Below are 20,922 nucleotides of genomic sequence, written 5' to 3'. Positions count from 1 at the left end.
ACATCAGCGCGACGACGGCAAGGGCGCGTGTCATGGGGTTCCCATCGCACGAGGCTGCAGCAGGGCTCTCGCGACGACCACAGCGTAGAAGAGTCCGGACGAGAGGAGAATGACGAAATCGACGGGGTCGAGGGTGAGTGTGCGCCATGCGGCGGATCCGACCCACAGCAGGGCGGTCCCGCCGCCCCACGACCACATGCCGATCCGATGCCGCTTGGTGCCGCTGAGCTTCGCGCTGCAAGAACCGGTTGCCTGCCAGCCCACATGCTGCCTACGCAGGATGTCCCAGATCGCGAAGGTGTGCGCCCAGCCGTACATCATCCGCGCGGCCCAGGCCTCGAGGCGGTAGGGAACCTTGTGCCACAGAGGGAAAACAGTGGTCGTGTACAAGACGCTGGGCAAGACCAGCCACAGGGTCTCCGCGGTGGGCTTCTCCGGGAACGCCAGCAGGAGCAGAATCGGAATGAGGGGAGCGACGAATGTGAACAGGGCCGTGTGGATGTAGTAGAGGAACCCCGACAGGTAGCAAAGCCTGCTTGAGATCCGCATCTTTGCCCGCCAGAACTTGGAGCTGCACAGCATGCTCATCGAGCCGGCGCACCAGCGGTATTGCTGACGGAAGAAGGAATCCGCGTTATCGGGGCACACGCCTGCCGACAGTGCGATCGGGACGTAGCGCAGATCCCACCCGAGACTCCGCAGGTCGAAGCCTGTGTGGACATCCTCCGAGTGCTCGATGAGCGTAGTGCCGCCGTTTTCATGCAGTGCCGCCCGTCGGTAGACGGCGCAGCTTCCGACGCAGATGGCCCCGTCGTTGCTCTGCCGGGAGACTTGGACAGCCCGGTAGAAAAGCTCCTGGACGGCGCCGGCACCCCGTTCGATCCAGTTCTGGGCGTCCAGCACACGGAAGTACTGAGGGGACTGGACGATGGCGAGACGCTCGTCTTCCGCCAGATACGGAAGAAGTTCGTGGAGCAGATCCGCGCGCGGGGCGAAATCGGCGTCGAGGATAAGGATGTACGTGCCCTGGGTCTGCTTGAACCCGAAGTGCAGATTGCCGGCCTTCTTGAACCAACCCAGGTTGCTGCGGGTGGCATAGCGGAATCCGAACTCATCAGCCATGGAATGCAGTTCAGGACTGGCCGAGTCATCCAGGACGAACGGCTCGCAGACCCCCGGGTAGTGGGCTGCCAGCGCACGGACATGGGTCCAGGTGTTGTGCAGGATCTCGACCGGCTCGCCGCACACCGGCAGGAAGACATCGACCGACGGGTAGACATCGGGGCGCCAGGCACCCACGAGCTTTTGGTGGCGTGAGAGGTCGAAATCACGGCTGAACAGGTTCACCCAAAGCGAGATCAAGTAGTAGAGGACCGTGAATGCCAGAAGCGGATAGAAGAACCGCAGGAGTGGCGCCGAGGAGAAGAGTCGGAACTGGCTCAAGGCGAGGCAGCTGATGCTCACCAGCGACGCAACTGTCAACACCCTTAGGCGGCGGCCGACATAGGAATACTTCTCGAAATCCGACGGCGGTAGCGGCAACAGGTCCGAGTTGCTCAATCCGCAGGGATGCCGCTCAAGGGCCTGTCGATTTCGTGCGGCCGACCGTACCGCTCGGACGGCTTCAACTGAACTCATGCAAGTCTCCCGGACCAACCGCCTCGTAGGGGTCGAGGTCAATATGCCGGAACCATAGGATGAGACCTGCGGTCACCACGGATAACGCGGTCGAAGGTAGTGATGGTTAACTCGAAATAATGAGCGTCTTCAGCGTTGTCCCTCCAGGGTGAGGACCAGGGCTTCGTCGTAGTCGGCGGGCGTCCGTTTCGTAATAACTTGAGATGAAGAGAGGGGGAGCGGGCGGTTTCCGCTCGCGTCTGTTGCGCCCGGGAGCCATTGCGTCTCCCCGCTCCGTCGGGTGGAGCGAGCCGACTGCGCTAGGAACTGATCCCGTGCGTGACTGAAGAGGTAGGTACTGATGCGGACGACGCTTGCGCATGGGCTGAGCGGCTGGGTTGAGCGTTCGGACTTAGAGGGCACCTGATCCGAGTAGTTGGTAGTTAGGGATGATTTTGTGACTGCTGGCGTTGGTGGTCGTTGGGTGAGGCGTGAGTGGACGTCGCCCGTATCGAAGTGATGTCTCCGACGCCCGCTGGGCCTTGATCGAACCGGTCTTCACGGCCTGGCGAGCCGACCGGACCGGCCCCGGCGCGGCGGCCCGGGTCCACGACTTACGGGAGATCGTCAACGCGATCCTCTACGTCAACCGCACCGGCATTCCCTGGGAGTACCTGCCGCCGCACGACTTCCCGCCGTACAAGACCGTCTTTGGGCGGAATCCCGCTCGAATCCCGCAGCCGACCATGATTCCCCTGTCATAACCGGCCGGACACCGGTAAGCGGCCTTCTCTTCGATTCACCGGGCCCCCGCCCAACCCGGGCTTCAGGACCTCAGGGCGTGTCCTGACCGCCCGGGGGGAGGGACAGGTCGGCCACGACGGCCGCGTGGTCCGAGGGCCATACCCCGCCGACCGGCCCGTCCCCGGCCCGCCGTACGGACCGGACGTGCCCGAGGCCACCGGGGCCGGGCGGGCCGACGTGGACGTAGTCGATGCGTACGGCGGGGCTGTGCGGGCCGATATGGGCGTTCGCCGGGTCCCAGGTGGCCGAGGGTGCCGTCGGGTCGGCGTACTCCCAGGCGTCGAGGAAGACCTGTCCGGGAACCGCGGGGGACGTCTTGTACCCCCCGAACAACCGGATCTCGTCGGAGTCCGGCCAGGCGTTGAAGTCGCCCGTGACGACCGGGGGGAAGTCGGTTCCGCTCCGGTGCGCGGCGACGAACTCCGCGAGGGCGGTGACCTGTTCACGGCGTACACCCGAGGCGTGGATGGCCGAGGTGAGGTGGGTGGTGAAGAAGGGCACCTCGTGGGTGGGCGTGGCCAGGCGGGCGTGAAGGGCGAGCCGTCCGTCGTACAGCTCTTCGGGGGCGGGCAGCCGCAGCACCTCCTGCGCCACCACCGGCCAGCGGCTCAGCACGGCGTTGCCTACGTCGACCGTGGTGTCCCCGATCCGCCGCTGCCAGCGGTCCGAGGCATCGGAAGCCGCCCAGGTCCAGTGCATTCCGAGCTCGTCCGCGAGCCACCCGGCGAGGTTCTGGCCGCCGCACTCCCAGACCTCCTGCAACCCGACGACGTCGGGCCGCAGTTCGCGCAGCACCGCCAGGATGGCTTTCTGCCGCTCTTCCCAGGGCCCGAACCGCCACCAGAGGTTCCAGGTCACAACCCGCATCCGCAGCCACCTGCTTCTTCGCGCGACATCGGGGACCATTGAAACAACTCCCTTGTGCCACACACCAGCCCGGACAGGAGCCCCACCGACCATGGCCCGCCTCACCGACCTCAGGTTCCGCACCACGACCGCCTTCCAGCGGCACCTCGTCAACCCGCTCGCGCGCCGGATGCCGTTCCAGGCGCTCCTGGAGACCACCGGCCGTGTCTCCGGCCTGCCCCGGCGCACCCCGCTCGGCGGCCGCCGCGTCGGTGACGCCTTCTGGCTGGTCTCGGAGTTCGGGGAACGGTCGCAGTACATACGCAACATCCAGGCGGACCCGAGGGTGCGGGTGCGGCTCCGCGGCCGCTGGCACGAGGGCACGGCGCACCTCCTCCCGGACGACGACCCGGTGGCCCGGCTGCACACCCTGCCCCGGGGCAACAGCACGGCGGTACGGCTGATCGGTACGGGGCTGCTGACGGTGCGGGTGGACCTGCTCGGGTGAGGGGCGGCCGGGGGGCCTCGCATCCCGGCGAGGCATCCCAGGCTTCCGCGTCTCCGCAGGTCATCTGGGGTGGGATGGTTCCACCGTCCCAGGTTGGCGGGCGGCTGTTGTCCCAGGCCCACGAGGGGTCCGATGCTGTGGATGTCGCACCGGCTGGGCACGTCGTCCGCTCGGCAGCGCCGACACCCGGCCCGCCCGTCCACGGGACACCCATGTCCTCATGCACTCAGGACGGGCGGATGCCCGGGGCGGATTCCCAGAGTGGGTGCCCGGCCGCCGGCGCATGCGACCTCCATACGGATCGGAAAAGGAAACGGGGACCCATGAACACGCCTGCCCGCAGGAACCACAAGAGCCCGAGGAACTGGAAGTCCTACGCCCTCGGGGCCGCGGCGGCCGCGGCGCTGCTCGCGACCACGGCGTGCGAGCCGGGCGCGGCCGAAGGTTCGGACAGCTCCAAGTCCTCGGCCCAGCCGAGTGCGACGGCTTCGGCGAAGCCGGGCGGTGCTTCGGGCAGCAAGGACGGCGACGGGGCCGGGAGCGGTGCCGGCACCGCGGGGACCGGTGGCAGCAGCGCCGAGAGCAGTGGCAGCACCGCGGGGAGCGGTGGCAGCAAGGGCAGCGGTGGGGGCACGAGCAGCGCCGGCGCCACGAGCGGCGGTGGCACCGGCAGCAGTGGTGGCACCGCGGGGGGTGGTGCCGGCACCGGCGGTGGTGGCAAGGAGACGATCGCCGCGTGCTCCCAGACGGAGCTCGGGGTGTCCGCGGTGAAGGAGAGGGACGCCAGGCACCTCGTCCTCACCGTCCAGAACGCCGGCACGAAGAAGTGCAACCTCTACCGCTACCCCCTCGTGCGGCTCGGTGACGGTCGGACCACGGCGCCCGTGATCAAGGAGAGCGACGCGACCCCGGGGGTACCCGTCACCCTCGCTCCGGGTCAGGAGGGATATGCCGCTCTGCTCGTCAGCGGCCCCATGGACGAGTACGAGGCGGAGAGCATCACCCTCAGCCTCCAGGGTTCCAAGCCCGGCAGCAGCGCGGGCAAGCCGATCGACGTCCCCATGCCCGTCGACACGTTGTACGCCAACGACTTTCAGCGTGTCACCTACTGGACGACCGCTTCCGGCTACGCACTGGACTTCATCATGTCGAAGTGACGAAGTGACGGGCCCCGCCCGGACCTCAACCCGTGTTGGACAGACGGTCCAGCCACTCGGTGAACAGGGCCGTCTCGGCGGGGGTGAAGGCGGGGCTCGGGTTCTGCCGGAGCTGTGCGCCGAGGCGGGCCGCGGTGGCCGGGACGCCGGGGGTGTCGGGGGTGTCGGGGGTGGCCGGCCGCGCTCCGGGGGTGGTCACGTCCGGGGTGAAGACCACGGCGTGCACCGCGTCCCGTACCCGGCGGGACAGGGTCTCGTCCGTGAAGGTCGCCGGGCGGGAGACCAGCATCAGGCAGACGCCGACGTTGGCGGACATGATCATCTGCGCGGCGAGTCCGGGGGCGAGCCGCAGCTTGCCCTGCTCGGCGGCGCGGCGCAGGTCGCCGGTGAGGATCCGGTGGGCCTCCAGCGCCGCGGCGGGCGGGGTGCGCATCGCCGGGGAGTGCATCAGGCGGTAGAGGTTCGGGTTCCGCAGGGCGAACTCGGTGTGGCCGTCCCAGCCGTCGCGCAGGTCCTGGACCGGGTCCGTGCCGGGGTGGCGTTCCCGCTTGGCCGCCAGGTACCGCTCCCAGCCGTGGTCGACGACGGCCGACAGGAGGCCTTCCTTGTCACCGAAGTGGCGGTAGAGCGCCGGGGCGCCGACTCCGGCGGCCTCGCACACGGCCCGGGTCGAGACGTCCCCGTCCGGGGACCGCGCGACCAGCTCGGCGGCCACGGCGAGGATGCGCGCCTTGGTCCCCACGGGGCCGCCGGTGACGGGGGCGGCCTTGCCGGGGTTCGTACGGTCGCTCAACGCGGAGTTCCTGACGTCGTCGGGGTGGCGGGCGGAACGGACGGGGTCAGGCGATGCCGCCGTTGGCGCGCAGGACCTGGCCGTTGACCCAGCGGCCCCCGGGGCCCGCGAGGAAGGCGACGACGGAGGCGATGTCCTCGGGGGTGCCGAGGCGCTCCAGGGGCGGCTGGGCGGCCATCCGCGCGATGGTCTCCTCGTCCTTGCCGTCCAGGAAGAGGGCGGTGGCGGTCGGGCCGGGGGCCACGGCGTTGACGGTGATGTCCCGGCCGCGCAGCTCGCGGGCGAGGATCAGGGTCATCGCCTCGACGGCACCCTTGGTGGCGGCGTAGGCGGTGTAGCCGGGGATGGCGAGGGCCAGCACGGAGCTGGAGAAGTTGATGATCGCGCCGCCCGCGCGCAGCCGGCGCGCTGCCTGCTGGTCGACGACGAAGGTGCCGCGGATGTTGGTGCGGTGCATCCGGTCCAGGGCGTCGAGGTCGAGGTCGACGAGCGGGGCCAGGGTCATGACGCCGGCCGCGTGGACGACGACGTCCACGCCGCCGAAGGCCTTCTCGGCCGAGTCGAAGAGGGCGGCGACCTCCGCCTCCTCGGCGACGTCGGCCCGGAAGGCGACGGCCTGCCCGCCCGCCTCGCCGATCGCCGCGACCGCCTTGTCGGCCTCGGCGGCGTTGCCCGCGTAGTTCACGACGACGGCGTATCCCTCGCGGGCCAGCCGCTCGGCGGTCTCGCGGCCGATGCCGCGGGATCCGCCGGTGACGATCGCGACGCGCGGGGAGGTGCTCGGCTGCTCACTCATGGCGTTGCTCCTTGTCCCGGCCGGGGCAGCGGGGTCCGCTTCCCGATAGGAGCAACGCTAACACTCAATCGATAGCGACGCTACGCGACGCGGTACCCCGCCCCGTAACACCGCTACGCCCGCCGGAAAGACACGCGACCGGAGCCCTGAGCCAGGCGCTCCCGCCGGAAAGAAGCGCGCCCCGATCCCGGGGCCAGGTGCTCACGCCGGAAAGACACGGCCGAAGCACCTGGCCCGGCCGCGTCCGTCCCGCACCGCGGGATTCACCCCGGCCAGACGATCGCCTGTGTCTCGCTGTACGCGTGCAGGGCGTACGACCCCACGTCCCGTCCGACGCCGCTCTTCTTGAAGCCGCCGAAGGGCGCCTCCATGTTGCGGCCGACGGTGTTGACGCCGACGCCGCCCGCGCGCAGCCGGCGGGCCACGCGGAAGGCGCGGGCCACGTCCCCGGACCAGACGTAGTCGATCAGGCCGTAGTCGGAGTCGTTGGCGAGGGCGATCGCCTCCTCCTCGTCGTCGAAGGGCAGGACGACGACGACCGGACCGAAGATCTCCTCCCGGACGACCCGCATGTCCGGTGTGCAGTCGGCGAGAAGCGTGGGCGCGACATAGAACCCGCTGGGCAGGGAGGGCCGTTCACCGCCCGCCACCACCCGGGCGCCTTCCTTGCGCCCGAGTTCGACATAGGACTCGACGCGGTCGCGGTGGGCCGCCGAGACGACCGGGCCGACCACCGTGCCCTGCTCCCGCGGGTCTCCCACCTTCAAGTGCCCCGCGTAGGCGGCCAGTTGCTGTACCAGCAGGTCGTGCACACCCCGCTGGACCAGCACCCGCGTCGGCGCCGTGCAGATCTGCCCGCTGTAGAAGGAGAAGGTCGTGCCGATGCCCGACACCGCCGAACCCAGATCCGCGTCGTCGAACACGATCGCCGCGCCCTTGCCGCCCAGTTCCATCAGCTGGCGCTTCATGCCGCGCCCGCACACCTCGGCGATCCGCTGCCCGACCGCCGTCGAGCCGGTGAAACTGACCATGTCGACGTCCGGGGAGTCGACCGCCGCCTCGCCGGACTCCGCCGTCGAACCGCTGATCACGTTCACCACGCCCGGCGGCACGCCCGCCGCCTCGAGCGCCTCGGCCATCCGGTACACGGAGAGCGGGTCCTGCGGGGCCGGCTTCACCAGCACGGTGTTGCCCATCGCGAGGGCCGGGGCGATCTTGCCCGCCGGGTTGGCCCACGGATTGTTGTACGAGGTGATGCAGGTGACCACGCCGACCGGCTGGCGCACGGCGAGCGCGCCCATCACGGCCGCCCCTCCGAACGGCCCCGCCTCGTTGATCTGCGGCGGCAGCGGCCGCTCGACCGGTTCGGGCCGCGCGTAGCGCCGGAATCGGGCCACCCCGACCCCCACCTGCATCCCGCGCGCCGTCCCGGTGGTGGCGCCGCTCTCCGCCTGCGCGAGCTCGGCGTAGGGCACGAAGTTGCGCTGGATGACGTCCGCCGCGCGCGCGAGGACGGCGGCCCGCTCCTCGGCGGGCGTGCGCGACCACGCCCCGAACGCCTCACGGGCCGCCGCGGCCGCCGCGTGCACCTGGTTCCGCGAGGCCTCGGGGGCCAGTCCGACGACACCCTCGGTCGCCGGGTCGATCACCTCGTAGAACCCGTTGTCGGGCGCCACCCACGATCCGCCGATGAACAGGCGCTGCTCCTCGGGCCTCCCGGTCCCGCCCGTCACCGGGTGCTCACCGTCCGGGTGTCGCGGCCCGACCGCAGCACCCTGCCCGGCACGGCGCCCGTCACCACGTCCTCCCGGATCGACTCGACGCCGTTGACCCACACGGCCTTCACCCCGATCGCCCGCGAGTCGAGCCGGGGACTGTCACCCGGGAGGTCGTGCACCAGGGTGGCCTTGCCCGCGTCGATCCGCTCCGGGTCGAACAGCACCAGGTCGGCGTGGAACCCGACCTCGACGCGCCCGCGGTCGCGCAGCCCGAAGAGCCGCGCCGGATCGTCCGTCAGCATCTTCACCGCCTGCTCCAGGGAAGCGAGCCCGCGGCCGCGCAGACAGTCGCCGAGGAACCGGGTGGTGTACGGGGCCCCGCACATGCGGTCCAGATGGGCGCCCGCGTCGGAGCCGCCGAGCAGGACGTCCTGGTGCTGCCAGGTCTCGGCGCGCAGCGCCCAGGAGTCCGGGTCGTTGTCGGTCGGCATGGGCCACAGGACCGTGCGCAGCTCGTCGGCCGCGCAGATCTCCACCAGGCACGCGAAGGGCTCCTGGCCGCGCTCGGCGGCGATGTCCCGCACCACGCGCCCGGTCAGGCCCTCGTTCGCCGCGCTGTAGGTGTCGCCGATGACGTACCGGCCGAAGTCGGCGAGCCGCCGGAAGACGCCGGCCTCCTTGCTGTCCGCGCGGCGCAGCATCTCGGCGCGGACCTCCGGGTCACCGAGCTTCGCGATGCGCTCCGGGACGGGCAGTCCGAGAATCGGGCCCCAGCCCGGGATCAGGTTCAGCGCGCAGAAGGTGCCGAGCGACATGTTCATCGGGGTGAGGATCGGCATGGTGAGCGCGACGACCCGGCCGCCGGACTTGCGGGCGCGCTCGCTCGCCTCCAGCTGGCGCGGGACGCGCTCGGGCACGGCGGCGTCGATCGTCAGGACGTTCCAGTTGAGCGGGCGGCCGGCCACCGCGCTCATCTCCACGAACAGATCGATCTCGGAGTCGCTGAACTGGTCCAGGCAGCCGGCCACGATCGCCTCGATCTGGGTGCCCTCGTGCTCCCCCACGGCCCCTGCGAGGGCCAGCAGTTCGGCGGGCCCGGCGTGCCGGGAGGCCACCGGCCGGCCGTCGCCGTCGGAGTGGGTGGAGGACTGGGTGGTGGACAGTCCCCAGGCTCCGGCGTCCATGGCCTCGTGGAAGAGCCGCAGCATATCCGCGAGTTGTTCAGGGGTGGGCTGTCCGCCCACCGCGTCGGGGCCCATCACGTACCGCCGCAGCGCGCAGTGCCCCACCATGAAGCCGGCGTTGACGGCGATCCGCCCCTCCAGGGCGTCGAGGTACTCGCCGAAGCTGTGCCACGTCCAGGGCGCGCCCTCCTCCAGGGCGACCAGGGACATGCCCTCGACCTTGGACATCATGCGGCGGGTGTAGTCGGCGTCCTCGGGGCGGTCGGGGTGCAGCGGCGCGAGGGTGAACCCGCAGTTGCCGCCCGCGACGGTGGTGACCCCGTGGTTGAGGGACGGGGTCGCGTACGGGTCCCAGAACAGCTGGGCGTCATAGTGCGTGTGCGGGTCCACGAAGCCGGGGGCGAGGACGAGTCCGTGCGCGTCCTCGCTCGTCCGGGACGGCTCGGTGACCGTGCCGATCACGGCGATGCGGCCGTCCCGTATCCCCACGTCCGCGGTGTACGCGGGCGCGCCCGTCCCGTCCACGACGGTCGCGCCCTTGATCAGGTGGTCGAGCATCGCGGAAGTACCCCCTAGACGGCTTGGCGGAACCGGGTCGTGCGGTGCACCGGGTCCGTGTCGATCTTCGGAATCACGTGCTCGCCGATCAGCCGGATCGTCTGGAGGGTCTCCTCCTTGGGGACCCCGACGGGCAGTCCGAAGCTCAGCTGGTCGGCACCGGCCTGCTCCCAGCGCTTGCACTGGGTGAGCACCTCGCCGGGGTCTCCGCAGATCAACAGCTCTTCCTCGATGAGGAGTTCGACGAACTCCGCGTTGTACTCGGGGAGCGTCTCGGGCCAGACGGGGAACCCCTCGGGGCGCGGGAAGGTGTCGTGGTAGCGGAAGACGAGGGAGGGCAGGTAGTGCAGCCCGCCCCCGACGGCGATCCGGATCGCCTCGTCGTGGGTGGGCGCGCAGATGGCCGTGGTGGTGACCATCACGTTGTCGTTGACGAAGTCCCCGATGGGTTCGGCGTTCACGACGGCGGTCTTGTACTGCTCGAGGACCCACTCCATGTCGGAGACCTTCTGCACGCTGAAGCCGAGCACGCCGAGCCCCTTGCGGGCGGCCATGGAGTACGAGGGCGGCGACCCGGCGGCGTACCACATCGCGGGGTGCGACTTCCCGTACGGCTTGGGCAGGATCTTGCGCGGCGGGAGCGACCAGTGCTTGCCCTGGAACCCGACGTACTCGTCCTGGAGCCACATCTTCGGGAACTCCGCGATGGTCTCCTCCCAGATCTCCTTCGTGTAGTTCATGTCGGTGATGCCGGGGAGGAACCCGAGGATCTCGTGCGAGCCGGCGCCGCGCCCGGACCCGAACTCGAAGCGGTTCTCGGTGAGATGGTCGAGCATGGCGACCTTCTCGGCGACCTTCACCGGGTGGTTGACCTGGGCGAGCGGGTTGAAGATGCCGGAGCCGAGATGGATGCGGTCCGTGGCGTGCGCCAGGTAGCCCAGATAGACGTCGTTGGCCGAGAGGTGCGAGTACTCCTCCAGGAAGTGGTGCTCGGACGCCCAGGCGTACTTGAAGCCGGATGTGTCCGCCTGGATGACGTACTCGGTCTCCTCCATCAGCGCCTTGTGCTCCGCGAGCGGATCGGTCTCGGCCCGCTTGCCCACGTATCCCTGTACAAAGAGCCCGAATTCCAAGGAGGTTCACCGTCCCCATCAAGTATCTGACGTACCGTCAGATTCGTTGAGCCGACTGTTCCACCGCGCGCATGCACCGTCAATAGCTGATACGGCGTCAGAGAACGCTCACGCCCGCGAGCCAGCCGCCGTCGATCACGAAGGGCTGCCCGGTGATGTACGAGGAGTCCTCACCGGTCAGGAACAGGGCCAGCCGGGCCACCTCCTCCGGACGCCCGATCCGGCCGAGCGGCACCAGCTTCCGGTACAGCTCGTCGAGCGCCTCCGAGGCCTCCTCGGTGTTCGCGCCCGGATCGAGCTGCGCCGGGTTGCTCATCGCCGTGTCGACGGCCCCCGGGCAGACGGCGTTGACGCGGATCTTCTTGGCCGCGAGTTCGAGCGCCGCCACCCGTGTGAGGCCGACGATCGCGTGCTTGGTCGCCGCGTAGGCGCCGACGTACGCCATGCCCGTGAGCCCCGTGTACGAGGCCGTGTTCACGATCGTGCCGCCGCCCGCGGCCGCGAGCTCGGGCGCGAGGGTCTTGATCCCGAGGAACACCCCGACCTGGTTGACCTGCACGATCTGCATGAACTCGGCCAGCGGGGTGTCGACCAGTTCGTTGAAGCGCAGGATGCCGGCGTTGTTGACCAGCCCGTCGATCCGCCCGTACGCCGCCCGCGCGGACCGCACCGCCGCGCTCCAGTCCTCCTCCCGGCTCACGTCCAGGTGGACGTAGTGCGCGCCGATCTCCTTGGCGAGCGCCTCCCCCTGGTCGTCGAGCACGTCCGCGACGACCACCCGCGCGCCCTCCGCCACGAAGAGCCGCGCCTCCTGCTCGCCCTGCCCGCGCGCCGCGCCCGTGATGAGGACGACCCGCCCGTCCAGCTTTCCCATGCCCTGACTCCCTAGCTGAGATGGGGCGCGACGTCCGCGCCGAACGCCGTTATCTGGTCGAGGAGTTCACCGCGGCTCCGGCTGCGGAACCGCACCTGGATCTGGTGCACGCCCATCGCGCGGTACGCCCGCAGCGACTCGGCCAGCGCCTCCGGCGTCCCGCTCAGCGTGCGCCGCCCGACCTCCCAGCCGGGCGCACCGACGTACAGCGGCTCGGTGATCGCGCCGATCGTCAGCGGCTCCTCGATCCCGGCCTCGGCGCGCAGGCTCCCGATCCGGGCGATCTGTCCCGGCAGCCGGTCGCGCGGATCGCCCTGCGGCAGCCAGCCGTCACCGCGCAGCGCGGCCCGGCGCACCGCGGCGGGCGAGGATCCGCCCACCCACACGGGCACCCGCTCCTGCGCGGGCCGCGGCCGTTGCCCGAGCCCTTCGAAGTCGTACGTCTTGCCGTGATGGACGGGGAACTCGTCCGGCCCCAGCGCGGCGCGCAGCGCGTCGATCGTCTCGTCGAGGACGGCGCCCCGGCGCTCGAAGTCGGCCCCGACCGCCGCGAACTCCTCCTCCACGTGCCCGGCGCCCACCCCGAGGACCAGACGGCCGCCCGACAGATGGTCGAGGGTCGCGTACTGCTTGGCCGTGACGAGCGGGTGCCGGAGCCCGACGATCGCGACATGGCTGAGCAGCCGCACGCGCTCGGTCACCCCCGCGAGGAAGGCGAGCGTGGCGACCGGGTCGTACCAGACGGTGCTCATCGCGCCCGCGAGCCGGCGCGGGATGGCGACGTGGTCGCAGCTCGCGACATACGCGAAACCGGCGCGGTCGGCGGCGCGGGCTATCTCGACCAGGTCGTCGGGGCCCGCGTCCGCCTCCCACGGCTCCGCGTAGATCGTGCTCTGCGACTGGACCGGGAGCTGCATCCCGTAGGCCAGCCGCCCTTCGGGCAGTACCTGCATGGGCACACACCTCTTATCTGACGGTCCGTCACTTATCGAGTACCGCTGCCATAGTCGTAGCTGACGAACCGTCAGACAAGGGGTCGGCGGGTTTCGGCGACGGCCGGTGCCCGGCCCGGCCGCGGACGGCCGGGATTCAGCCCGCCCAGAGGCCGTCCGGCGTCAGTCCCAGCAGTTCGATCGCGTTGCGCCGCACGATCCGGTCGACCACGTCGGCGTCGAGGTGGCCCATCTGGGACTCGCCGACCTCCCGGGACTTCGGCCAGGTCGAGTCGGAGTGCGGATAGTCGGTCTCGTAGAGGACGTTGCCGACACCGATCGCGTCGAGGTTCTTCAGCCCGAAAGCGTCGTCGAAGAAGCAGCCGTACACGTGGTCGGCGAAGAGCTCGGACGGCGGCCGGTGGACCTTGTCGGCGACGCCGCCCCAGCCGCGGTTCTCCTCCCACACCACGTCGGCGCGTTCCAGGATGTAGGGGATCCAGCCGATCTGGCCCTCCGCGTACATCACCTTGAGGTTGGGAAAGCGCTCGAACTTGCCGCTCATCAGCCAGTCGACCATCGAGAAGCAGCAGTTGGCGAAGGTGATCGTGGACCCGACCGCGGGCGGCGCGTCGGCCGAGGTCGACGGCATCCTGCTGCTGGAGCCGATGTGCATCGCGATGACGGTGCCCGTCTCGTCGCACGCGGCGAGGAAGGGGTCCCAGTCGTCGGTGTGCACGGACGGGAGCCCCAGATGAGGCGGGATCTCGGAGAAGGCCACCGCGCGTACGCCACGGGCGGCATTGCGCCGTACTTCGTCCGCCGCAAGCCGGGCGTCCCAGAGCGGCACGAGCGTCAGCGGTATCAGGCGCCCCTGGGCCTTGGGCCCGCACCACTCCTCCACCATCCAGTCGTTGTAGGCCCGCACCCCGAGAAGGCCCAGCTCACGGTCGGTCGCCTCGGTGAACGTCTGCCCGCAGAAGCGGGGGAAGGTGGGGAAGCAGAGGGCGGACTGGACGTGGTTGACGTCCATGTCGGCCAGTCGCTGGGGCACGTCGTACGAGCCGGGACGCATCTGCTCGTACGTGATGATCTCGAGCTTGATCTCGTCACGGTCGTAGCCGACGGCCGTGTCGAGGCGGGTGAGGGGCCGGTGCAGGTCTTCGTAGACCCACCAGTCGCCGATGGGACCGTCGTCGCCCGGGGCGCCCATGACGGGAGCGAACTTCCCGCCCAGGAAGGTCATTTCCTTCAGGGGCGCGCGGACGATGCGGGGCCCGGTGTCCTGGTACTTCGCGGGCAGCCGGTCCCGCCAGACGTCGGGGGGTTCGACCGTGTGGTCGTCCACCGAGATGATCCTCGGGAAGGCGGCCGGGCCGCTCGCCGAGGGGCTCTGCTGGGTTTCCGTGGTCTCCATACGGCCCACGGTAGCGCTGATCTGACGATCCGTCAGTTGCCTGCCGGGGGCCGCTCCCCGCGGTACGACCCGGGTGAATTCGCGGGGATGTGTGGGGAGGCCGTGTGAGGACCCTGTGGTGTACCGTGCGGCGCTCTGTGATCGCTGTCTCGCACGGCTGACGCATCCGCCATGAACAAGGCAAACTGGCCTCGTTGTACTGACGGTTCGGCAGGGGGACAGCGATGGACGGTGTGCCGCGGGTACCGAAGCAGTGGCGTTCGGGCTCCGGGGAGCCCGCGGCGTTGCGCTTCAGCGTGCTCGGCCCGGTACGCGCCTGGCTCGGCGACGACCCGCTGCCGGCCGGGTCACCGCAGCAACGCGCCCTGCTGGCCGCGCTGCTGCTCCGTGACGGCCGCACGGCCACGGCATCCGAACTCATCGACGCCCTGTGGGGCGACGAACCCCCGTCCCAGGCTCTGGCCGCCCTGCGGACGTACGCCTCGCGCCTGCGCAAGGCGCTCGGCCCCGAGGTCCTGGTGAGCGAGTCCGGCGGCTACGCGATCCGCTCCCTCGGCGAGGGCGCGCTCGACCACGTACGCGCCCAGGAGCTCGCCGCCGACGCCGACAAGGCGCGTGCCGCGGGCGACCTGTCCCGGGCCCGTGACCTGCTGCGCGACACCCTCGCCCTGTGGGACGGCGAACCGCTCGCGAGCATCCCCGGCCCCTACGCGGAGACCCAGCGGGCCCGCCTGGAGGAGTGGCGCCTGCAACTCCTCGAATCCCGGCTCGACATGGACCTGGAGCAGGGCTGCCACGCGGAGGCGGTCTCCGAACTCACGGCACTCACCGCGGCGCATCCGCTGCGCGAGCGCCTGCGTGAACTCCTGATGCTGGCGCTGTACCGCTCCGGCCGCCAGGCGGAAGCCCTCGCGGTGTACGCGGACACCCGGCGGCTGCTCGCCGACGAGCTCGGGGTGGACCCGCGGCAGGGCCTGAAGGAGCTCCAGCAGCGCATACTCCAGGCGGACCCGGGCCTCGCGGAGCCCTCCGCCCCGGCGGCGGAGCCCTCCATCGCCCCCGTCCGCCCGGCCCAACTCCCCGCCACCGTCACCGACTTCACGGGCCGGGCTTCCTTCGTGCAGGAACTGAGCGACGTCCTCGCCGCGGCGTCCTCCGACGAAGGCCGGGTCATGGCCGTCTCGGCGCTGGCGGGCATCGGGGGCGTGGGCAAGACGACGCTCGCGGTGCACGTGGCGCACCAGTCCCGCGGGGCCTTCCCGGACGGGCAGCTGTACGTCGACCTGCAGGGCGCCGGATCGCGGGCGGCCGAGCCGGAGACGGTCCTGGGCGCCTTCCTGCGGGCCCTCGGCACGGCGGACTCGGCGATCCCGGACTCGCTGGAGGAACGCTCGGCCCTCTACCGCTCGGTCCTCGACGGCCGCCGCGTCCTGGTCCTCCTGGACAACGCCCGTGACGCCGCCCAGGTGCGCCCCCTGCTGCCCGGCACCGAGGGCTGTGCCGCCCTGGTGACCTCGCGCATACGGATGGTGGACCTGGCGGGCGCCCATCTGGTGGACCTCGACGTGATGTCTCCCGAGGAGGCGTTGCAGCTCTTCACGAAGATCGTGGGCCGGGAGCGGGTCGCCTCCGAGCGGGAGGCCGCCCTCGACGTGGTCGCGGCCTGCGGCTTCCTCCCTCTCGCCATCCGCATCGCGGCGTCACGGCTCGCCGCCCGGCGCACCTGGACGGTCTCGGTGCTCGCCGCGAAGCTCGGCGACGAGCGCCGCCGCCTGGACGAGCTCCAGGCGGGCGACCTGGCCGTCAAGGCCACCTTCGAACTCGGCTACGGCCAGCTGGAGCCGGCCCAGGCACGGGCGTTCCGGCTGCTCGGACTGGCCGACGGCCCCGACATCTCCCTGGCGGCGGCCGCGGCGGTGCTCGACCTCCCGGTCGAGGACACCGAGGACCTCCTGGAGTCCCTCGTCGACACGTCACTGCTGGAGTCCGCGGCGCCCGGCCGGTACCGGTACCACGACCTGGTGCGGCTCTACGCGCGTGCGTGCGCGGAGCGCGACGAACAGCCCCCGAGCGAGCGGACGGCGGCCCTGTCGCGGTTGCTGGACTTCTATCTGGCCACGGCGGCGGGGGTGTACGTCCTCGACCGTCCCGGCGACAAACTGGTGGAGCACCTCGAGCCCACGGAGTATCCGGGCCTGGTGTTCGAGGACCGCCATCAGGCCCAGGACTGGCTGTACGCGGAGGCGGTCTGCACGCTGGCCTGCGTGCGGCAGTCGATGGGCCCGGAAACGTTGGCACGGGCCGTCGACCTCCTGTGGGCGGCCTGCGACCTGGCCGAATCGGGAGCCAACTCCAAGGAGTACGAGGCCATCGCCGAGGCCGCGGGCGCCGCCGCACAGACACACGCGGCACCGCGCGCCGAGGCCCGGGCGCTCACGACGCTCTCCTTCGTGCACCACATCACCGGCCGGTTCGACTCGGCCGACGCGGCTGCCACCCGCGCCCTCGAACGGGCCCTCGCCACCGGTGACCCGTTGACGAGCTGCTGGTCGTCCAACATCCTCGGCGTGATCGCCCTCTACCAGAACCGTCACGCCGACGGAGAGGCGCATCTGGGCCGCGCCATCGAGAACTTCCGTGCGTGCGAGGACCGTCCGGGCGAGGCGAGCGCGCTGTGCAACCTCTCCCGCATCCACCTCGCCACCGGACGGACCGCGAGCGCGGTGGCACTCGCCCAGCAGGGCACGGAGATGTACGACGACATGGGCCACGCGCTGAAGGGCGCGAACGGCCGGTACGCGCTGGGGCTCGCACTCACGCAGAGCGGCCAGCTCTCCCAGGCCGTCGACCGCCTCCAGGAAGCCCTCGAGGTGTTCCAGGACAGCCGCCAACGGCTGTGGGAGGGAATGACGTTGTTCCGTCTCGCCGAGGCCGACCTCGCGGCCCGGCGGCCCGCACAGGCCGCCGCGAACGCGGAGTTGGCGCTGACCGTCCTGCGGGGGATCGGCGGCGACTGGCGGCGCGGCAACGTGCTCACGGTGCTCGGCAGGGCCCTGAGCGGCATCGGGCAGATCGGCCGCGCGCAGGTCTGCTGGCGCGAAGCCCTGGACATCTTCGAGGGGTTGGGCGCACCGGAGGCTGCCGAGGTGCGCGCATTTCTGAAGCCGCTCGCCGTCGCCTGAGTCCCCCACGCCTGCGCGTTCATCGTTCGTTTATCGCCGCGCGCCACTCTCTGGTTGTCGATCCGTCGCGTCGGGGGGCAGACGGGACGACATCCGGCCAACACCTTTAAGGTGAACCGGCCCGGAAGTGCCCGTCCGGCGACCCTCGGGGGAGTTGCCGGGCGGGCCCATCCCGACTACCGCAATCGCAACGAACAGAACTGCCAGGGGAGCCAGTCATGAGTGACGACCTCAGCACCGACAACGTCCACGCCACCGGCGAGCCGACGGCCTCGACGGACAACGTCCACGCCACGGACGAGCCGCTCAAGGGCAAGAACCCGATCGCACCGGGCGAGGACACCGGCGACGCGTCCACGGACAACGTGCACGCCACGGACGAGCCTGCCTGACCAGAGCCACACCACACGGGGATCGGCCGCGGCGGCGCGGAGGGGAGCCGCCGCGGCCGCCGTGTGTCCGGGGGCGGATCCAGTCATCGGACGATGGCGAGAAGCCCGGTCCGCGCCGCGTCGGCCCGGCCGCATCCGGGGGAACGGCCGGCTTCACCGACTCCCCGACCGCAGCTCCCCCTTCACCACCTTGCCGCTCGCGTTCCGTGGCAGTTCGGTGAGGAATTCGATCGTGCGCGGGACCTTGTAGTTGGCCATCTCCCGGCGGGACCAGGCGATGAGGTCGTCGGCGGTGAGGACGGAGTGCGGGCGGCGCACGACGTAGGCCTTGCCCACCTCCCCCAGGCGGCTGTCCGGGATGCCGATGACCGCCACGTCGGCGACGTCGGGGTGCAGGCCGAGCAGCTGCTCTATCTCCGCGGGGTAGGCGTTGAAGCCGCCGACGATGTACATGTCCTTGATGCGGTCGGTGATGCGGAGGTTGCCCTCGGGGTCGAGGACGCCCACGTCGCCCGTGCGCAGCCAGCCGTCCCCGGACAGAACCGCCGCCGTGGCCTCGGGGTCCTCGAAGTAGCCGCGCATGACGTTGAAGCCGCGGACCAGGACCTCGCCGGGAGAGCCGGGGGCCACCGGGGTCCCCGAGGAGTCCACCACCCGCACCTCGGTGTCCGGGATCGCCCGGCCCGAGGTGGAGGCGATCACCGCCGGCGCGTCTCCCCTGCGGCACATCGTGACGATCCCGCTCGCCTCGGAGAGGCCGTACGCCGTGAGCACCGTGTCCACGCCGAGTTCCGTGCGCAGACGCTCGACGAGGCGCAGCGGCACCACCGCCGCGCCCGTGACCACCAGGCGCAGGGCCGAAAGGTCGTACGCGGCCCGGGACGGGTGGTCCAGCAGCGACTGGTGGAGGGTGGGCGGGCCGGGGAGGACCGAGACGCGTTCCGCGGCCACGTTCGCGAGGACGGTGTCCACGTTGAACACCGGCTGCGGGATCATCGTCGCCCCGCGCATCAGACAGGCGATGATCCCGGCCTTGTAGCCGAAGGTGTGGAAGAACGGGTTCACGATCAGGTAGCGGTCGCCCTCGCGCAGGCCGGCGAGGTCGCTCCAGATCTCGTAGCAGCGCAGGGTCTGGGCGTGGGTGATCAGGGCGCCCTTCGGGCGGCCCGTGGTGCCCGAGGTGAAGATGATGTCCGAGGCCGACGCGCCGGACACGGCCGCGCCGCGCCGACGCACCTCGTCCGTACCCACGCCCTCCCCGCCCGCGAGGAAGTCCTTCCAGGCGCGGAAGTCGGCGGGGGCGTCGTCCGCGAGGACCACCACCTGTTCCAGGTGCGGGAGACCGGGCAGCGGGCCGGGTCCGGGGCCCTCGCCGGACGCCCTCCGCAGCGACGCCACGTACGAGGTGCCGAGGAACGTACCCGTCACGAACAGCAGCTTCGCCCGGCTCCGGGACAGTACGTACGCGGCCTCGGCGCCCTTGAAGCGGGTGTTGAGGGGGACGAGGACCGCGCCCGCGGACACCGCGCCGAGGGCGGAGACGATCCAGTCGAGCGTGTTCGGGGCCCAGATGGCGACTCGGTCGCCGAGACGTACGCCGCTCGCCATGCAGGCCGCCGCGGCACGCTCCACCCGGGCGCCCAACTCCTCGTAGGAGATGCGCGTCCGGCCCTCGACGATCGCCTCGCGGTCCGCGAAACGGGTCGCCGCCGACCGCACCAGTCCCGGGACGCCGCCCCACTCCAGGTCACCGCGCATCGCGCACCTCCCGCTGAAGCACCACTAGCTGACTGACCGTCAGATTAGCTGTAGCCTGACGGCCTGTCAGCAGCCGGGACCGTCTGCGGAGGTGCACCCATGCCGGGGATCAAGGACGCCACAGCCGTCGTCGGGATCGGACAGACCCCGTTCGCCAGACAACTCCCCGAGTCCGAGAAGGCCTTGGCCTGCCGTGCGATCCTCGCCGCCCTCGACGACGCCGGCATCGCACCCGCCGAGGTCGACGGGCTCGCCTCCTACACGATGGAGGAGACCGACGAGGTGGAGATCGCCAAGGCCGTCGGGCTCGGTGACCTCACCTTCTTCAGCAAGGTGGGCTTCGGAGGCGGCGGTTCCTGCGCCACCGTCGCGCATCTCGCCGCCGCCGTCGCCGCGGGCCAGGCGACGGTGGGGGTGGCCTGGCGCTCGCGCAAACGGGGCAGCGGGCCCCGGCCCTGGAAGAACACGGCCGTCCAGCTCCCCACCCCGGCCCAGTGGACCCGGCCCTTCGGGCTGCTGCGGCCCGCCGACGAGATCGGGATGCTCGCGCGCCGCTACCTGCACGAGTACGGCGCGACCCGCGACCACCTGTTCAACGTGGCGCTGGCCTGCCGGAACCGCGCCAACCAGAACCCGGCCGCGATGATGTACGAGCGCCCGCTGACCCGCGAGATGTACATGACCTCCCGCTGGATCAGCGAGCCCCTCTGCCTCTTCGACAACTGCCTGGAGACGGACGGCGCGCTGGCCTGTGTGATCGTCTCCGCCGAGCGGGCCCGCGACTGCCGGCAGCGGCCCGTGTACGTCCACTCCGCCGCCCAGGGCCTGCCCGCCCAGCACCACGGCATGGTCAACTACTGGAACGACGACCCGCTCACCGGACCCGCCTGGACCGCCGCCCGACACCTTTGGAAGCACGCCGACTTCACACCCGAGGACGTCGACGTGGCCCAGATCTACGACGCGTTCACGCCGCTGATCCCGCTCTCCCTGGAGGGCTACGGCTTCTGCGGGCGCGGCGAGGGCGCGGCCTTCACGGAGGGCGGTGCGCTGGAGATCGGCGGACGGCTGCCCGTGAACACCGGGGGCGGCGGGCTCAGCGAGGCCTACGTGCACGGCTTCAACCTCATCAACGAGGGCGTGAAGCAGCTGCGCGGCACGAGTACGGCACAGGTGCCGGGGGCGGCGACCTGCCTGGTCACAGCGGGGGAAGGGGTCCCGACCTCCGCACTCCTGCTGAGAAGCTGAGGAGC

At 70.9% G+C, this 20,922-nt stretch carries 16 protein-coding genes and 1 pseudogene; 6 read left to right on the top strand and 11 right to left on the bottom strand.

The genetic code is table 11. The annotated features are described in order from the left end of the window. Positions 1-30: 30 nt before the first annotated feature. On the bottom strand, positions 31-1,638 hold the full coding sequence (locus tag OOK38_RS16080) for a glycosyltransferase family 2 protein (RefSeq protein ID WP_266848543.1): 1,608 nt from the start codon (positions 1,636-1,638) through the stop codon (positions 31-33). Positions 1,639-2,108: 470 nt separating this feature from the next. Between OOK38_RS16080 and OOK38_RS16075 the strand changes: the two are divergent. Further along, a pseudogene (locus OOK38_RS16075) lies at positions 2,109-2,330 on the top strand (transposase); the annotation flags it as partial. Between the two features lie 121 nt (positions 2,331-2,451). Here the strand turns inward: OOK38_RS16075 and OOK38_RS16070 are convergent. Next, positions 2,452-3,288, bottom strand: a complete 837-nt coding sequence (locus OOK38_RS16070; RefSeq protein WP_266848541.1) for an endonuclease/exonuclease/phosphatase family protein — start codon at positions 3,286-3,288, stop codon at positions 2,452-2,454. Between the two features lie 91 nt (positions 3,289-3,379). Between OOK38_RS16070 and OOK38_RS16065 the strand changes: the two genes are divergently transcribed. Together OOK38_RS16065 and OOK38_RS16060 are read left to right on the top strand one after the other, a co-directional pair. Further along, a complete protein-coding gene (locus OOK38_RS16065; RefSeq protein WP_266848540.1) occupies positions 3,380-3,775 on the top strand; it encodes a nitroreductase/quinone reductase family protein in 396 nt (131 codons plus the stop codon). 323 nt (positions 3,776-4,098) lie between these two features. Then, the gene (locus OOK38_RS16060) at positions 4,099-4,932 is read left to right on the top strand and encodes a DUF4232 domain-containing protein (RefSeq protein WP_266848538.1); all 834 of its coding nucleotides are present in this window, start codon (positions 4,099-4,101) and stop codon (positions 4,930-4,932) included. A gap of 25 nt (positions 4,933-4,957) precedes the next feature. Here OOK38_RS16060 and OOK38_RS16055 read toward each other — a convergent pair whose 3' ends face one another. The 8 genes from OOK38_RS16055 to OOK38_RS16020 all read right to left on the bottom strand — a co-directional run bounded on the left by OOK38_RS16055 (position 4,958) and on the right by OOK38_RS16020 (position 14,337). Then, complete coding sequence (locus OOK38_RS16055; protein ID WP_266849347.1) at positions 4,958-5,674, bottom strand: TetR/AcrR family transcriptional regulator; 717 nt, start codon at positions 5,672-5,674, stop codon at positions 4,958-4,960. Between the two features lie 97 nt (positions 5,675-5,771). Then, positions 5,772-6,521, bottom strand: coding sequence for an SDR family oxidoreductase (locus OOK38_RS16050; RefSeq protein ID WP_266759813.1), 750 nt, complete (start codon positions 6,519-6,521; stop codon positions 5,772-5,774). A 263-nt stretch (positions 6,522-6,784) separates the two neighbouring features. Beyond that, positions 6,785-8,254 (bottom strand): aldehyde dehydrogenase family protein, encoded by a 1,470-nt coding sequence (locus OOK38_RS16045; RefSeq protein ID WP_266848537.1) that lies wholly within the window; start codon positions 8,252-8,254, stop codon positions 6,785-6,787. Then, positions 8,251-9,981 (bottom strand): amidohydrolase family protein, encoded by a 1,731-nt coding sequence (locus OOK38_RS16040; protein WP_266848535.1) that lies wholly within the window; start codon positions 9,979-9,981, stop codon positions 8,251-8,253. The genes OOK38_RS16045 and OOK38_RS16040 overlap by 4 nt, the downstream gene beginning before the upstream one ends. A 14-nt stretch (positions 9,982-9,995) precedes the next feature. Then, a complete protein-coding gene (locus OOK38_RS16035) occupies positions 9,996-11,114 on the bottom strand; it encodes an LLM class flavin-dependent oxidoreductase (RefSeq protein ID WP_323178806.1) in 1,119 nt (372 codons plus the stop codon). A 97-nt stretch (positions 11,115-11,211) separates the two neighbouring features. After that, on the bottom strand, positions 11,212-11,988 hold the full coding sequence (locus OOK38_RS16030) for an SDR family NAD(P)-dependent oxidoreductase (protein WP_266759819.1): 777 nt from the start codon (positions 11,986-11,988) through the stop codon (positions 11,212-11,214). 11 nt (positions 11,989-11,999) lie between these two features. Further along, positions 12,000-12,941 carry an LLM class F420-dependent oxidoreductase gene (locus tag OOK38_RS16025; RefSeq protein ID WP_266759820.1) on the bottom strand — a complete coding sequence of 314 codons (942 nt, stop codon included), beginning with the start codon at positions 12,939-12,941 and terminating at the stop codon, positions 12,000-12,002. Between the two features lie 136 nt (positions 12,942-13,077). Beyond that, the gene (locus tag OOK38_RS16020; protein WP_266759822.1) at positions 13,078-14,337 is read right to left on the bottom strand and encodes an amidohydrolase family protein; all 1,260 of its coding nucleotides are present in this window, start codon (positions 14,335-14,337) and stop codon (positions 13,078-13,080) included. Between the two features lie 224 nt (positions 14,338-14,561). On the opposite strand from OOK38_RS16020, the gene OOK38_RS16015 reads away from it, so the two are divergent. Beyond that, positions 14,562-17,519: an AfsR/SARP family transcriptional regulator gene (locus tag OOK38_RS16015; protein ID WP_266759823.1), complete on the top strand. Its 2,958-nt coding sequence runs from the start codon at positions 14,562-14,564 to the stop codon at positions 17,517-17,519. Positions 17,520-17,737: 218 nt separating this feature from the next. Continuing rightward, complete coding sequence (locus OOK38_RS16010) at positions 17,738-17,911, top strand: hypothetical protein (RefSeq protein WP_266759824.1); 174 nt, start codon at positions 17,738-17,740, stop codon at positions 17,909-17,911. Between the two features lie 153 nt (positions 17,912-18,064). On the opposite strand, the gene OOK38_RS16005 is transcribed toward OOK38_RS16010, so the two are convergent. After that, entirely contained in the window at positions 18,065-19,669 is a 1,605-nt protein-coding gene (locus tag OOK38_RS16005) for a FadD3 family acyl-CoA ligase (protein WP_266759825.1), read from the bottom strand. Between the two features lie 99 nt (positions 19,670-19,768). On the opposite strand from OOK38_RS16005, the gene OOK38_RS16000 reads away from it, so the two are divergent. Continuing rightward, complete coding sequence (locus OOK38_RS16000) at positions 19,769-20,917, top strand: lipid-transfer protein (RefSeq protein WP_266759827.1); 1,149 nt, start codon at positions 19,769-19,771, stop codon at positions 20,915-20,917. Positions 20,918-20,922 lie beyond the last annotated feature (5 nt).

Origin of the sequence: Streptomyces sp. NBC_00568, assembly GCF_026341855.1 — a bacterium.
Taxonomy (GTDB): Bacteria; Actinomycetota; Actinomycetes; order Streptomycetales; family Streptomycetaceae; genus Streptomyces.
The sequence above is the reverse complement of the archived record's forward strand: the minus strand, read 5'-3'. Positions and strand labels throughout refer to the sequence as shown.

What these genes read in the sequence shown, in the direction of transcription:
- OOK38_RS16080 (WP_266848543.1), bottom strand. Translation starts at nt 1,638, where the DNA reads ATGAGTTCAGTTGAAGCCGTCCGAGCGGTACGGTCGGCCGCACGAAAT.
- OOK38_RS16070 (WP_266848541.1), bottom strand. Translation starts at nt 3,288, where the DNA reads ATGCGGGTTGTGACCTGGAACCTCTGGTGGCGGTTCGGGCCCTGGGAA.
- OOK38_RS16065 (WP_266848540.1), top strand. Translation starts at nt 3,380, where the DNA reads ATGGCCCGCCTCACCGACCTCAGGTTCCGCACCACGACCGCCTTCCAG.
- OOK38_RS16060 (WP_266848538.1), top strand. Translation starts at nt 4,099, where the DNA reads ATGAACACGCCTGCCCGCAGGAACCACAAGAGCCCGAGGAACTGGAAG.
- OOK38_RS16050 (WP_266759813.1), bottom strand. Translation starts at nt 6,521, where the DNA reads ATGAGTGAGCAGCCGAGCACCTCCCCGCGCGTCGCGATCGTCACCGGC.
- OOK38_RS16040 (WP_266848535.1), bottom strand. Translation starts at nt 9,981, where the DNA reads ATGCTCGACCACCTGATCAAGGGCGCGACCGTCGTGGACGGGACGGGC.
- OOK38_RS16030 (WP_266759819.1), bottom strand. Translation starts at nt 11,988, where the DNA reads ATGGGAAAGCTGGACGGGCGGGTCGTCCTCATCACGGGCGCGGCGCGC.
- OOK38_RS16025 (WP_266759820.1), bottom strand. Translation starts at nt 12,941, where the DNA reads ATGCAGGTACTGCCCGAAGGGCGGCTGGCCTACGGGATGCAGCTCCCG.
- OOK38_RS16020 (WP_266759822.1), bottom strand. Translation starts at nt 14,337, where the DNA reads ATGGAGACCACGGAAACCCAGCAGAGCCCCTCGGCGAGCGGCCCGGCC.
- OOK38_RS16015 (WP_266759823.1), top strand. Translation starts at nt 14,562, where the DNA reads ATGGACGGTGTGCCGCGGGTACCGAAGCAGTGGCGTTCGGGCTCCGGG.
- OOK38_RS16010 (WP_266759824.1), top strand. Translation starts at nt 17,738, where the DNA reads ATGAGTGACGACCTCAGCACCGACAACGTCCACGCCACCGGCGAGCCG.
- OOK38_RS16005 (WP_266759825.1), bottom strand. Translation starts at nt 19,669, where the DNA reads ATGCGCGGTGACCTGGAGTGGGGCGGCGTCCCGGGACTGGTGCGGTCG.
- OOK38_RS16000 (WP_266759827.1), top strand. Translation starts at nt 19,769, where the DNA reads ATGCCGGGGATCAAGGACGCCACAGCCGTCGTCGGGATCGGACAGACC.